12 protein-coding genes are annotated in these 14680 nt (G+C 43.6%); 5 read left to right on the forward strand and 7 right to left on the reverse strand.

The genetic code is table 11. The features are described from left to right. Positions 1–35: 35 nt before the first annotated feature. A complete protein-coding gene (locus tag GC093_RS18940) occupies positions 36–425 on the reverse strand; it encodes an Asp23/Gls24 family envelope stress response protein (RefSeq protein ID WP_171653455.1) in 390 nt (129 codons plus the stop codon). Positions 426–666: 241 nt separating this feature from the next. On the opposite strand from GC093_RS18940, the gene cax reads away from it, so the two are divergent. Then, on the forward strand, positions 667–1713 hold the full coding sequence (cax, locus tag GC093_RS18945; RefSeq protein WP_171653456.1) for a calcium/proton exchanger: 1047 nt from the start codon (positions 667–669) through the stop codon (positions 1711–1713). 70 nt (positions 1714–1783) lie between these two features. On the opposite strand, the gene GC093_RS18950 is transcribed toward cax, so the two are convergent. The 4 genes from GC093_RS18950 to GC093_RS18965 all read right to left on the reverse strand — a co-directional run bounded on the left by GC093_RS18950 (position 1784) and on the right by GC093_RS18965 (position 4405). After that, entirely contained in the window at positions 1784–2071 is a 288-nt protein-coding gene (locus tag GC093_RS18950) for an Fpa/YlaN family protein (RefSeq protein WP_171653457.1), read from the reverse strand. Positions 2072–2254: 183 nt separating this feature from the next. Further along, on the reverse strand, positions 2255–2503 hold the full coding sequence (locus GC093_RS18955) for an HPr family phosphocarrier protein (protein WP_171653458.1): 249 nt from the start codon (positions 2501–2503) through the stop codon (positions 2255–2257). 141 nt (positions 2504–2644) lie between these two features. Next, positions 2645–3760, reverse strand: a complete 1116-nt coding sequence (locus tag GC093_RS18960; protein ID WP_171653459.1) for an aminopeptidase — start codon at positions 3758–3760, stop codon at positions 2645–2647. Between the two features lie 51 nt (positions 3761–3811). Then, complete coding sequence (locus GC093_RS18965) at positions 3812–4405, reverse strand: TVP38/TMEM64 family protein (protein ID WP_312886562.1); 594 nt, start codon at positions 4403–4405, stop codon at positions 3812–3814. Positions 4406–4740: 335 nt separating this feature from the next. Between GC093_RS18965 and rpsD the strand changes: the two genes are divergently transcribed. Beyond that, positions 4741–5340: a 30S ribosomal protein S4 gene (rpsD, locus tag GC093_RS18970; RefSeq protein WP_171653460.1), complete on the forward strand. Its 600-nt coding sequence runs from the start codon at positions 4741–4743 to the stop codon at positions 5338–5340. 65 nt (positions 5341–5405) lie between these two features. On the opposite strand, the gene tyrS is transcribed toward rpsD, so the two are convergent. Next, a complete protein-coding gene (gene tyrS / locus GC093_RS18975) occupies positions 5406–6665 on the reverse strand; it encodes a tyrosine--tRNA ligase (protein ID WP_171653461.1) in 1260 nt (419 codons plus the stop codon). A gap of 537 nt (positions 6666–7202) precedes the next feature. Between tyrS and GC093_RS18980 the strand changes: the two genes are divergently transcribed. Beyond that, positions 7203–10355, forward strand: coding sequence for a transglycosylase domain-containing protein (locus GC093_RS18980; RefSeq protein WP_171653462.1), 3153 nt, complete (start codon positions 7203–7205; stop codon positions 10353–10355). A 115-nt stretch (positions 10356–10470) separates the two neighbouring features. Here the strand turns inward: GC093_RS18980 and acsA are convergent, their stop codons facing one another. Next, positions 10471–12195 (reverse strand): acetate--CoA ligase, encoded by a 1725-nt coding sequence (gene acsA / locus GC093_RS18985; protein WP_171653463.1) that lies wholly within the window; start codon positions 12193–12195, stop codon positions 10471–10473. 340 nt (positions 12196–12535) lie between these two features. Here acsA and GC093_RS18990 point away from each other — a divergent pair, with 340 nt between their 5' ends. Further along, positions 12536–13171 carry a GNAT family N-acetyltransferase gene (locus GC093_RS18990; RefSeq protein WP_171653464.1) on the forward strand — a complete coding sequence of 212 codons (636 nt, stop codon included), beginning with the start codon at positions 12536–12538 and terminating at the stop codon, positions 13169–13171. 294 nt (positions 13172–13465) lie between these two features. Then, the gene (locus GC093_RS18995) at positions 13466–14647 is read left to right on the forward strand and encodes an acetoin utilization protein AcuC (RefSeq protein ID WP_171653465.1); all 1182 of its coding nucleotides are present in this window, start codon (positions 13466–13468) and stop codon (positions 14645–14647) included. Positions 14648–14680 lie beyond the last annotated feature (33 nt).

Consider the following 14680-nt stretch of genomic DNA (forward strand, 5'->3'; position numbering starts at 1 on the left):
TCTCTTTTTCGTACTATGTAAATTACTTATGCCCATTATTTCACTCGATGTGCCTCATCCAAATGAAGCTCTTTCTCTTCTTCGCGGAATGCGACCCCTTCCACTTTAACATTGATTTCAACTACGGATAAGCCCGTCATGTTTTCTACAGCTTCACGGACATTTTGTTGCAGATCGCGGCATACCTCTTGAATTTTAGATCCATAGTTAACAATTATACGTAAATCAATGGCAGCTTCCAATTGCCCTACTTCGACTGAAACACCTTTTTGCACATTTTTGCCGCTTAAACGTTTGGCTAACCCTTCGGAAATACCTCCGGACATTGCGGCAATCCCAGGAGTTTCCAGCGCAGCTAAGCCTGCGATTGTCGAAACGACATCATCTGATATGCGAATAAGACCTGTTTGAATTTCTTCGGACATACGGATCACTCCTCGGTGGGTTATACCTATATTGTAATGACTTCCCATGTGGAAAGCAACTTATGCGACAAGTTTCGCGCAGTCCCTCATAAGATATTATGGGAAGTAAAACATACATTTGGTTTTAACATGTGAATTAGCCGATTTTTCATTATGAACGATGTTTACTTCGTACACTATTATGGGTATAGTAGAATAGATTTTGTTGTTTAAGGTATACTTTACCAAAAGAGGTGACAATTTGAAACGACATCTGTTTACCATTGGCTTAATTGCCAGTTTTGTGTTAAGTGCTTTCGCGCATTACTCGGGATTGTTTTCAGCCACAGTCCAGTTTGCCATCTCTTGCCTATCCATTATTTTTGTGGCAGGCTTCTTGGGTAAAGCTACAGAAAGCGTGGCTCATTATGCAGGGCAACGATTGGGTGGCTTCCTCAACGCTACCTTCGGCAATGCAGCAGAGCTTATTATTGCGATCTTTTTAGTGAAAGACGGTTTATTTGACATCGTAAAAGCAAGCATTACAGGATCCATCATCGGCAACCTTCTGTTAGTACTCGGTCTTAGCTTATTTGTCGGAGGGTTAAAATATAAGGAGCAGCACTTTAATGTGAAGCTAGCCAGTCATAATGGCTCTCTGATGCTCTTAGCTGTTATTGCCCTATTGATCCCTGCAGCCTTTGCCAAAAGCCTTACTACATCGGAAACCATGAATCTAAGCATCCTGGTAGCTGTAATCTTGATTATTGCCTACTTGCTATGGCTGTTATTTTCGATGGTTACACATAAAAATGAGTTGAGCGATGAGGCTATTGAACACGGTGAGCCGCAGTGGTCCAAGGGAATGTCCATTTTGTTTCTATTTCTTGCAACAGTAATGGTAGCCGTGCAAAGCGAATGGTTGGTCAGTACTCTCGAAGTATTCTCCCATCAATTCGGATTATCTGAGCTATTTGTTGGTGCTTTCCTGATCGCCATAGTAGGTAATGCCGCTGAGCACAGCGCAGCGATTCTATTGGCTCGCAAGAATAAGATTGGCGCAGCTGTTGAAATCGCAGTTGGTAGCTCCTTGCAGATTGCATTGTTCGTTGCTCCGGTACTTGTGATCATATCCCTGATTTTCGGAAAAACAATGGATATGGTGTTCACTACCTTTGAGCTTGTGGCCATCGGGGTTGCGGCGATCATTGCTAAATCAATCTCCCAAGATGGCTCGACTAACTGGTATGAGGGTGTTCTGCTCTTAGTTGTCTACATTATTCTGGGCATTGCCTTCTACCTTGTATAACCGTACTCCTACTCAGTACTTAATAAACAAACAACCTAATACGTAAAAAGAGTAGTCCATCACAGATGGGCTACTCTTTTTTGTTCAAGGCTTCGTATAGTTCTTCTAAATTTCTTTCAAGCTTCACCATAATATGCTTACCGGCAGCCTCGTTAATAAGCTCAGCACGAATAGCGAAGTCAATCTCTCTGGATAGCCCGTACATTTGCGTATCTAACACCTCTTCATACAGTGGGCATTTACGTGTCGTCAAATTTTCCATCTGCACTTCGATGAGTTTCTCAATTTTATCTGCATCTTCTTGAAGAAGATGAAGTGCTTTTTGTGATAAGCTAAGCAACAAATCGGATGATGACATCAAGCTTCCCCCTTGTACATGCGAGTTCATAGCTTAATATTAGTCGATATTGCCTTAATACACAAGAGAGTTGATCATTGATTTACCTAATGTTTGACGAGCATCTGTAATTGTTCATATTTATATTAAAAAAAACACTTTCACCCCTCAGGATGAAAATGCTTTTCTTAGACCTGCACTCTGTTAGTCAAGAATACTGTTAATGTGAAGATTATGTTTAGCGAATACTTCAGCCATAGCTTTTTTCGCTTCTTCTGCATCCGGACCGTGAACATGGAGGTCATAATTGCTGCTCGTCACTAGTGTAGTGAACAAGCCAAGGATACTTTTTACGTCAATGTACTTATTATCATACTGTAAAACAATGGAAGATCTGAATTTGTTAGCGGTTTGGGAAATTTCTACTATAGCTGCGTTATTGGCACTTGACATATTGAATCCCTCCATGCGTATCATTACTTGCTAAATTTAGTAAATCGCTTTCTTTTTATGATTTTACCTTGGAAAAGAATAACACGCAACAACTTTTTGTAAGGGAGGCATCTAAATAACCCTACTCCTATAAGTAATGTATTATTTTAAATGCTCCGGGTTCAATCCTTCAAGCTCAGGTATAACAAATCGGCCATCCTTACGAATTAAAACATCATCGAAATAGATCTCACCGCCACCATATTCCGGCCTTTGGATCAATACAAGATCCCAGTGAATTGCCGACCGATTGCCGTTATCTGCCTGCTCGTAAGCTTGACCTGGTGTAAAATGCAAGCTTCCATCAATTTTCTCATCAAACAAAGTATCCTTCATTGGTGTTAAAATATACGGATTAAACCCTATGCTAAATTCTCCAATATGACGAGCTCCATCATCCGTATCCAGCACTTCATTAATTCTCTTTGAATCGCTGCTCGTTGCTTCAACAATTTTGCCATTTTCAAATCGAAAGCTAATATTTTCAAAAGTAATCCCCGCATGTACGGATGGTGTGTTGTAGGTAATAGTACCATTAATAGAATCACGAATTGGGGCTGAATATACCTCGCCGTCTGGAATGTTGCGTCGACCACAGCACTTAACCGAGCCAATGCCTTTAATCGAAAAACTAATGTCGGTGCCTGGAGAAACGATATGAACCCGATCTGTCCGGTTCATCAACTGCTGCAAGGGATCCATGGCAAGCGACATCTTGGCATAGTCCAGATTGCAGACGCTAAAGTAGAAATCTTCAAACTTCGCTGTGCTCATATTGGCTAATTGGGCCATGGATGCATTCGGATAACGCATAACCACCCAACGCGTCTTTTTAACCCGCTGTTCCATATGGACAGGTTTACGGTAATACATGTCATACAGCTTCATCTGAGCTTCTGAAACGTCGGACATTTCACTCACATTTGCTCCGGCACGAACCCCGACATAACAGTTCATATCCTTCATTCGCTTTAAATCCATCTCAGCCCAATGTTCGATCTGCTCTTTCGTTGCGGATTGCAGCATAGCACTTCGCACTTTAGGATCCGCCAGCTCTACATAAGCTTGACCTCCTCTTGCATAGATTTCTTCGATGAGACACACTACAAACTCCCGTTCGGAGCCTATCATCTCGATCAACACTTTCTCGCCCGGCTGAACATCCAACGAATAACCGATAATATTTTTGGCCAATGTTTGTAACCGCGTATCACGCATAGCATTATTCTCCTTCATGTATAGTTTGTTTAAAATTCATTTCAATCAAAATTATGATTTATTACTGCCAAACCATCTTTTCTTATAAACATTACCGACTAAAATCAGTCCGATAAACAGAGCCGAAAGAATAAGAAATCTCCCTTTATACTGGTGAAAATACAATAAATCATGTCCGATTAATGATTCCAATAAAATAATCGGCGCTTTACCTACGATAGTCCCCATTACAAAATCGCGTGTACTGACCTTCATGACCGCAGCGGCCAAGTTAATTCCGAATGATGGTATTACCGGAATAACACGCCCGATCGTTATGTACATAAAACCATTATTTTCGAGTTTATCGTTAATTTTATTTAGGTAAACATACTTCTTGAGCTTTCTTTCCACCCAGTCTTTGGCATAGTATCGCGCTATCCAAAAGAAAATAATCGCTCCCAGAACAGACGCAACATAATTGACAAGAAAACCCATCCAAAAACCGAATATCAGCACATTGGCCCCAGCAATTACTACAAAAGGTATAAACGGCAGTACCGTCTGCACGAAGACCAGCAATGCTCCAGCAATACGTCCCCATAACCCCCATGAATTTAGGGCGTCAGATAAATGCTGGACATTCAAGTTGACCAATGCTAACACTTCCCTTCTACCCCCTTATTGTACCACTTTCTTGCCATTAATTCATAATAGTGAGCATTTCTCTTATAAAAGCGGCAATTGGACTTGACATAGGCGGGTATAGTCTTATAAAATTAGAAGTCGAGAATAAGCATTCTTCTGAACAGGAAAATGTTTATGGTGGAAGCTTGTGTCACCCTCAACGAGTTTGTTGCTGGCAGGACAGCGGCTGAGATTCCTGACAGGTGCCGAGCGTTATTAGCGCTCATGGCTTTAAACAAAATCGGGCACATGCTTCACCCGAGCTATCAACTAAACTAATCCCATAATTGTGGAAAAAAAGGAGCTCATTATACATGTCACGCTACACAGGTCCTAAATTTAAATTGAGCCGTCGTCTGGGAATTTCCCTAAGCGGTAACGGAAAAGATTTGAAACGCGCATTCCCTCCAGGTCAACACGGCCCAGGCCAACGCAAAAAAATGAGCGGCTACGGCATTCAATTGCAAGAAAAACAAAAGCTTCGTCATATGTATGGAATGAACGAAAAACAGTTCCGTAACCTGTTTGACAAAGCAAATAAACAACAAGGTATTGCCGGTGAAAACTTCATGATCTTGTTGGAAAGCCGTTTGGACAACCTGGTTTACCGTATGGGTCTATCCAACTCTCGTGCAGGAGCACGTCAATTGGTTTCTCACGGACACGTAACTGTTAACGGTAAAAAAGTGGATATCGCTTCTTACCTAGTAAGCACTGGCGATGTGATCGGTCTTCGTGAAAAAAGCCGTAGCCTTTCCGCTATTAAAGAAGCTTTGGCAAACCGCAACTACTTGCCAGCTTACATCGAATTCAATGACGCTGCTTTGGAAGGTAAGTTTACTCGTCTTCCTGAGCGCTCTGAGCTTCCACAAGAAATTGACGAGAAACAAATCGTCGAGTTCTACAGCCGTTAATCTTTATGATTCACAAAAAAAGCGTTGGCTGCACATGCAGTCAACGCTTTTTTTGTATGCTTGGTTTAAACAAATTTAGCAAGGTAGTAGTTGCGCTTTCCTCTGCGTATAACGATGTATCTGCCTTCCATGCGATCGCTTGATTGCAATACTTTTTCTACATCACTAACTTTAATTCCATTCAGTGATACGGCTCCGCTTTCGATATCCTGCCTAGCTTGCCGTTTGGAAGGCGCTGCTTTGACAGCGATTAATAAATCAACAAGACCTATTTCCTCATTGCCTGAAAGCTCTGTTGAAGGTACGTCCTTAAACGCCTCTTCGATTTCTCGCCCCGATAGTGTCTCTACATTGCCGCTAAATAAAACCTCAGATATTTTGATCGCACTAAGTGCGGCATCCTCACCATGAACAAGCTCCGTCATAACACGCGCAAGCACACGTTGTGCTTCTCGTTTTTCCGGGCTCAGCTTTACTTGCTCTTCCAGCTCGGCTATCTGCTCTCTGGTTAAGAATGTGAAATATTTCAAGAACGTTACAACATCATTGTCATCCGTGTTAATCCAGAATTGGTAGAACTGGTAAGGCGAGGTTTTCTCTGCATCCAGCCATACAGCGCCTCCTGCGGTTTTACCAAATTTAGTTCCGTCACTTTTGATTACGAGCGGCATAGTTAAACCGAAGGCTTTATTGCCAGTTGATTTGCCGATCAGCTCCAGACCCGCGGTAATATTACCCCACTGATCGCTTCCGCCCACCTGTAAGGAACAGTTAATATCGCTATTCATCCGGAAGAAATCATAGGCCTGTAAAATCATGTAGCTAAACTCAGTAAACGAGATTCCATTGCTTAAGCGCGAATCAACACTATCTTTGGCCAGCATGTAATTAACAGAAAAGTTTTTACCGATATCCCTTAGGAAGGTAATGACATTCAGTTCCCCTAGCCAACTGTAGTTGTTAGCCATTCGAGCCGGATTAACTGTCGATTCAAAATCAAGAAATTGCGATAGCTGTCCTCTAAGCTTATCCGTCCATTCCTCTACGACATCCGATGTATTTAAAGAACGTTCCGTTGATCTACCGCTCGGATCTCCAATTAGCCCGGTACCTCCTCCCACTAAAGCCACGGGCAAGTGACCAGCCATCTGGAATCGTTTCAAACACAAAATCGGCAGCAAGTGCCCAATATGCAGACTATCAGCGGTTGGATCAAAGCCTGCATACAGAACAACCGGCTCCTCGCTTAATTTTTTAGTCAAGCCCTCTTCGTCCGTCAACTGATGAATAAGCCCTCTGTACCGTAATTCCTGTAATATATCCATTGTTTCTCTCCCTTTCTCTTTCTGATAAAATACAAAAAAAGCCTTCTCATCCACAAAGGGACGAGAAGGCTATTGCTCGCGGTACCACCCTAATTAAAGTATCTGCAGAAATCGTCTTCTACAATAAGAAACGGTTCTCGACACTTTCACTTCATTATGATAACGGGCTGAACCCGGCAGGAAGCTACTGACACAGAAAACAACATCAATAATAGTCGTTTCAAGCGTTCCCTTCCCCTGCTCCGGACGGTATTTCGAATGAAGGTCAAGTACCGGTTTGCAGCATCCACCAGCTCTCTGTAAGCTTGATTCCCTATTCTACTGTGCGCTGGACAAATCAATTGCCCTAGCGTCAAGTCCATCAATGCATTTTGATATGTGGTTATAAGATAGTGATTATAAGATTTATAACACATGACAAGACATGTGTCAAACGTTCTTGTGAGCAATTAACTACTCGCCTAGTGTCCAGAGCTTTCCCCATATGGTATAATAATCTACGTATGTTTTTCAGAATCGGGAGGAACTTTTATCGGGATGAAGAAAGAAACACAAAAAAACAAAACGCTTGCCGTCATTTGGACTATTACCAAATATACAGGGACAACATTAAAATGGATGTTGATTGCCGGTATTATAGTTGGATTCTTAGTAGCCGGAGCTGGGTTCGGTTATGTATCCGCTCTTGTTAAGGAAGATCCTATTCGCAGCAAAGAATCTATGACAGCTCAAGTACAGGAAAATGCAATTACTGGGTTTGTCTATTTTAATGATGAGTCCATTCTAGGTCAGATCCGCTCGGAAGAAGACCGGAGATTAGCTAAGCTTGAAGATATTCCGCAGCAGGTGCTCGATGCTGTTTTTGCCATTGAGGATAACCATTTCTACGAGCATAATGGGATCGATTTTAAAGGTCTCGCACGGGCTGTCGTCCAAAAGTTAATGAACCAAGAAGTTCAAACTGGAGGAAGCACCATTACTCAACAGCTCGCTCGGCGTGTCTTCTTAACGCTAGACAGGGAAGATAGCCGGAAAGCGAAAGAGATTTTTCTTGCTATGCGTATGGAACGCCTCATGTCCAAGGATGAGATTTTACTCGCTTATTTGAATAAAATCCCTTATGGAAACGGCTCCTCAGGTTACAATCTCTATGGGATCAAAGCTGCAGCCAAAGGTGTTTTTAATATTAGTGAGCTAAAGGATATCAACATCGCTCAAGCTGCTTATTTAGCAGGACTTCCACAGCAGCCAAGCAATTATTCTACGTTCTCCAGTAAAGGGCAATTTGACGGTGCTGCATTCAAACGTGCTGTTACAAGACAACAGCTAGTGTTAAGAAGGATGCTGGAGGAAGGTAAGATTGACCAGCAGCAGTATCAGGATGCACTGAGCTTTGATCTTAAGGGATCACTCGCTGAGCCGGTCAAAAAAGCATACTCAACCTATCCTTATCTCATGATTGAGGTCGAGAAAGAAGCAGCTAAAGCTTTGCTGCAAGCACAAAATCCTAAGCTGACCTCAGCCTCTAATCCAGAGGCCTACACTGAAGCTTTGAAGAATGCCCAAGCCCAATTAAGCCGAGGGGGCTACCAGATTTATACAACGATTGATAAAGAGATTTATGAGTCAATGCATGAAATCGCGGAAAACCCCAAAAATTTTACACCAGATGATCCAACAAAAGGTGTAGAGCAAATCGCTGCGGTCATGATTGATAGTAAAACGGGCTCCATTCTCGGGATGATCGAGGGACGGGACTTTTTTATAGAGCAGTTGAATCATGCTACCCAGGCATATCGTCAACCAGGCTCGACCATGAAGCCAATCGCGGCTTATATTCCTGCAATCGAGAAAGGCGCCATTTCGCCAGCGTCTATTATTGATGATATACCCGTCATCTTAAAGGATGGTTCCAGGGGCTATCACATTCCGGAGAACTGGGATAATCAATTTCATGGCTTGGTCACTGCACGGAAAGCTTTAAATCAATCGTATAATATTCCGGCCATCAAGCTGTTTACAGACGTAGTCGGTATTGAGCAAGCATGGAATTTCGCCAAAAAGCTTGGAATTACATCTATTACAAAGGATGATTATCATGCCCAAACCGGTGTTATCGGGGGCTTGAAGTACGGCGTTTCCGTAAAAGAATTTACTAGTGCTTATTCATCCATCGGAAACAAAGGTGTCTTCAACGAAGCATTTATGATCAACAAAATTACGGATTCCAACGGCAAGGTTATTTACAAGCACGAATTGAAGCCAACGACCGTCTTTTCAGAGCAAACGGCCTACATTATGACGGATATGATGCGAACCGTAGTAACTGCTGGAACAGCAACTGACTTAATGAGTAAATTCAAACATTACGGAAAGGTTCCAATAGTCGGTAAAACCGGTTCAACACAGGATGATGCGGACGCTTGGTATATGGGATATACACCGGATATCACACTGGGCGTATGGGCAGGTTACGATTCTCCCGTTCATAAGCTGAGCAAAACAACCGGCGGGACTAATCGCGCCAAAAATATTTGGGCACTCGCATTGGACGCAGCCATTGACAAAAAACCGGAATACTTTCCAACCAAAACGTTCAAACGGCCTGATGGAATTGTAGAAATGACCGTATCCGGTTATTCTGGCAAGCTCCCAAGCGAGGAAACAAGCAAATCAGGCAAGCTAACAACCGATATTTTTAATAAAAACTTCATCCCTACTGAAGAAGATAATGTGTTTGTCAAATTATCGATCATTCCGTACAATGGAATTCATTACATTGCCCAACCAAGTACACCTGCAGAATTTGTTAAAGAAAAAACAGTCATCAAACGAGAAAAATCAATTAACACTCTGCTGGGAGAACTGTCTGCTATTATGAACAAGGTGCCTGAAGACCGGCGCCGTCCGCTTGATCGTTACCTTCCTACCGATTATGATGAGGATGCTCCAACAGAAACAGATCCTCGAGTAGATGACGGTAAGGCACCAGATGCACCTACAACTGTTGTTGCGACGCATTCAGGCGATAAAAGTGTAGTTACGTTTCAAGCAAGCGGCAATGCCGATACCGTAGGCTACAGGCTATATCGTTCTGAAAATCGCAGTGGCTTTAAGCTGGTAAGCGGGAACATAGTTGAAGCGGGTTCCGAAACCAAATTTACCGATCAAAATGCGAGTAAAAATGTATTAGGCTATTATGTAACTGCCGTTGATGTAGCGGGCAAGGAGTCAGCACCGAGCAAAGCCTCATTCACAGACGGGACTAATATTGAGATCTTGAACCTTACACCCGACGAGAACGGTCTGATTAATCCGGGTAGCACTGGCTCGACTGGCTCGACTGGCAATACGGCCACAGGAACTCCTAGTAATGAAGGAAACAAACCAAGTACTCCTTCAACTATTCCTGTGAAAGATCCTCCTCAAGCTCCAGTCGGATTATCCATTAAAGCGATTGGTGCGGGCATATTGTTGAGCTGGAATGCGAATGCTAATAAAGAGTCCGTTAAACAGTACGTTGTCTACTACAATGATAAAGAAACGGGCAGCTTTACCAAATTAGGCACAGCAAATAACGGCACCGAATTCCGCTATTATGCTCCTGTATATGAGGGTTATTACAAAATAACTGCTGTGAATGATGCAGGTGAATCCAAAACTTCAACCACCATTTTCTTCAAGAAATAACTCAGAGCTTAAACAAAACAACAACACCCTGTATCTGCAAATCACCCTCGATTGTAAGGGATTTGACGGATACAGGGTGTTCTTTTGTAGAAAGACTCTTAATATAAATGCTAGTTTAATCTTCTATTGTCGACAAATCACCGGTAGGTAAATTCAGTTCCCATGCCTTTAGTACGCGGCGCATAATTTTGCCGCTGCGTGTTTTAGGCAGCTTATCTTTAAATTCGATCTCTCGAGGTGCAGCATGTGCAGATAAGCCTTCCTTTACAAACTTGGATATTTCCGCTTTTAATTCATCAGAAGGCGTGTAACCCTCACGCAGAGCAATAAAAGCTTTGATGATCTCACCGCGCATCGGATCTGGTTTCCCAATAACACCCGCTTCAGCAACCGCTGGATGCTCGACAAGCTTACTTTCCACCTCGAACGGTCCTACTCTCTCCCCCGCTGTATTGATGACATCGTCAATTCTTCCTTGGAACCAGAAATAACCGTCTTCATCACAGTAAGCGGAGTCACCCGAAATATACCAACCGGAGATCCGGAAATATTCTTCAAATTTGGCCGGATTGTTCCAAACCTTACGCATCATAGAAGGCCAAGGTGCTTTAATAGCCAAATTTCCCATACGGTACGGCGGCAGAATATTACCCGCATCATCTAAGATAGCCGCTTCTACTCCCGGAATAGGTCTTCCCATTGAGCCTGGTCGAATGTCCATACATGGATAGTTACATATCAACTGCCCACCTGTCTCTGTCATCCACCAGGTGTCGTGAATACGATGATTGTATACCTTTAAGCCCCAGCGAACAACCTCAGGGTTAAGCGGTTCTCCTACACTTAGCACGTGGCGAAGCGATGATAAATTGAATTGCTTAACTACATCATCCCCTGCTCCCATCAGCATACGGAAAGCTGTTGGTGCGCTGTACCAAACCGTGACGCCATATTTCTCCAATGTACGGTACCAATCCTGCGGGCTAAAACGACCCCCGCGGATTACATTTGTTACCCCGTTCAACCATGGTGCAAAGATACCATATGAAGTTCCAGTAACCCATCCTGGGTCGGCTGTACACCAGTAAACATCATTCTCCTGCAAATCAAGTACAATGCGTCCTGTATAATAATGCTGGAGCATTGCATTGTGTACATGGAATACACCTTTTGGTTTCCCTGTTGAACCTGATGTATAGTGAATCAACAAGCCATCCTCACGATCCACCCACTCAATATCTAAGTCCTCGGAAGCCTGTTCCATTTCCTTATAAAAATTAACATGTCCTTCTGCCAAATCAGATTCCTGTCCAACTACAATCACATGCTTCAATTCAGGAAGCTCATCTACTGGAATACGAGATACCAAAGCCGGTGTAGTAATAATTGCCGTTGCACCACTGTCCTGTAAACGATCCCTTACTGCTGTTTCCATGAAAGCTTCAAACAAGGGTCCAACCACGGCTCCAACTTTAATCGAGCCCAATAAAGCAAAGTATAGTTCAGGCGTTCTCGGCATGAAAATAAATATACGCTGCCCCTTTGAAATCCCAAGCTTACGCAGAACATTACCAAATCGATTGGATTGTAGCTTCATTTCATGAAATGTATACTTTTCGTCACGCTTGTCATCACTGTAGTAAAGAGCAATTTTATCACGCTTGTCGGATTCAGCATGACGATCGATCGCCTCATAGGCCATATTTACATTACCTGTCGATGCCCATGAGAATTGCTTTTCAATCGCTTCCCAGCTAAACCCTGCACGCTCTTGCTCGTAGTTAGTCATATTTGATGATACGGAAACTGCTTTAATACTTTCAACATTCGAGTGGTCCATTCAGCTTGCCTCCTGATTTCATCGTTTTCCATATCAATGAAACGCTTACAACTGAAATATGGAAATGATTGATTTATACACCGCATATTATAACATATCCTATTTTATCAGACTATTTCTTTTCTTGAAATGACATCATCAATATTTTTACTCGGTTGACCTCACCTAGCCTTTCAAGAAACCTCTCCCTTCGACACGTTTATATCTTTAAAATCCTCTCTTTGACGCTTTTCATAAATGCTTTTTTTTGATATAGTACAAACGGAAGATGAGTAAGGTTTTTATCAAATAAACGCTAATGATTGCTGCATGAATTGCGGAAAAAGGGAGTTGCAAGGCTATGGAGCATTACAAACGATATCATTCCCAGCTTATACCTTATCAAAGTACCCGATATATTGTAATAGAAGGACCTGTTCCTCCCGAACAACTAGCCCATTATCGGATGCATCCCGATTTGGATGCGTTTCGACGGCCCAAAGAACAATTTGATGCTCTTATAGAAATTGCCGAGCTGCCTGAGGGTCGAATTATTCTAGCAAAGCTTGATAACGAAATCATCGGATATGTAACCTTTCATTATGCGGATGAAATGGAGCGTTGGTCAGAGGGAAACATGCAGGATCTCGTTGAATTGGGAGCCATTGAGGTTGCCGATGATTATCGTGGACTCGGACTAGGCAAACGTTTGATTCAGCTTGCATTTGAGGATGATCAGCTGGAAAATGTTATTACCTTCACGACTGAATATTATTGGCATTGGGATTTAGAGAAAAGCGGGCTGAATGTATGGGACTATCGCAAAATGATGGAAAAGCTGATGAAGTCTGTAGATATGGTCTGGTTTGCTACAGATGATCAAGAAATATGCTCACATCCTGCCAACTGTCTGATGGTCCGAATCGGTAAAGATGTACCTCTCAGTTCTGTTGAACAATTCGACCGCGTTCGATTTAGGCAGCGGTTTATGTACTGAGGGTATCTACCCTCTCTTCCCCCCAAGGGCTAACACTCTCAGAGACATCTGAATTGCTTGGAGAGGAAGATGCGGGTGATGCTCCTTAGGCGATTATAATGTTGGATCGCTTTCGTCCCTCCAGTACACGCTTACATATTGTGATCGGGCTTTTTGAGATAAATATAATTTCTCTTTGGGAGCGTTGCCAGATGAAGAGTATTCGTTCTCACCCATCGTCCCTTTAGAACTTGTTCTAATTCTTTTTGATTTTCAAGTATTTTACCAAGATTGTCCCTCGGGAGTTGAAATGATATGACAAGTGAAGCTTTATTTATATATGACGAGTACGAGGCAGGGTATCATTTCAACGATGAGCACCCATTTAATCAAATGCGGCTGAAGCTGACCGTAGACCTGCTGCGTAAGCTTGATGCTTTACCTGATTCCTGTATATTCCCTCCCCTTCCGGTAGCCATGGAGCAGCTATTAGCTGTTCACAGCACGGACTATATTCAAGCCGTGATAGAGCTCAGCCGAGAGGCTCCAGACCCGTTGTGGTTAAATCAAGCTGCAAGGTATGGACTGAACACGGAAGACACACCTTACTTCCAGCAGATGCATGACATTACCTCTATGATTGTTGGAGGGTCTGTACGTGCTGTAGACGCTGTAATGAGCGGCCAAGCCCAGCATGCTCTACACCTTGGAGGCGGGCTTCATCATGCTCTCCGTAACAAGGGAGCTGGTTTCTGTGTGTATAATGATGCCTCTGTAGCGATTGAGCATGCAAAGAATCATTATGGAGTTAGAGTGCTCTACATCGACACGGATGTACACCATGGCGATGGTGTACAGTGGAGCTTCTACACGGAGCCCGATGTCTGTACGGTATCGATTCACGAAACCGGTAAATATTTATTTCCCGGTACCGGAGCTGTAAATGAACGCGGCGAAGGCACCGCCTTTGGTACTACGATCAACATCCCCATCGAGCCCTATACAGAGGATAGCTCGTGGCTGGAATGCTTAGAGGAAGTGCTGGAGCGGGTTACAGCACATTTCAAGCCCGACCTGATCGTATCCCAGCATGGCTGCGATGCCCATGCTTACGATCCCTTGTCCCATGTCCATTGCAGCATGGACATTTACCGTGCTATGCCGCGGCTGATCCACCAGCTTGCCCGCCAATACTGCGGCGGGCGTTGGGTCGCGCTCGGCGGCGGCGGCTACGACATCTGGCGCGTTGTACCACGCGCCTGGAGCCTGCTGTGGCTCGAGATGTGCGACCATCCCTTGGTCGCCTGTCTCAACGAGCCACAGCAGGCGCTAGAGCTGCCGCCAGCATGGCTGGCGCAGTGGCAGCCCCAAAGCCCCGTCGAGCTGCCGACAACGTGGCTCGATAGCACAGACTCGCTGCCGGCCATGCCTAGACGTGATGAAATCACGCTTAAGAACCGTCACACCAAGGAGCTAGCATTGCTGTACATCCCTTAAAGCTGAGCCTTAATTTCGCTGCCATATGAGTGA

The sequence above is a fragment of the Paenibacillus foliorum genome (assembly GCF_013141765.1).
In the GTDB taxonomy this organism is placed as follows: domain Bacteria; phylum Bacillota; class Bacilli; order Paenibacillales; family NBRC-103111; genus Paenibacillus_S; species Paenibacillus_S foliorum.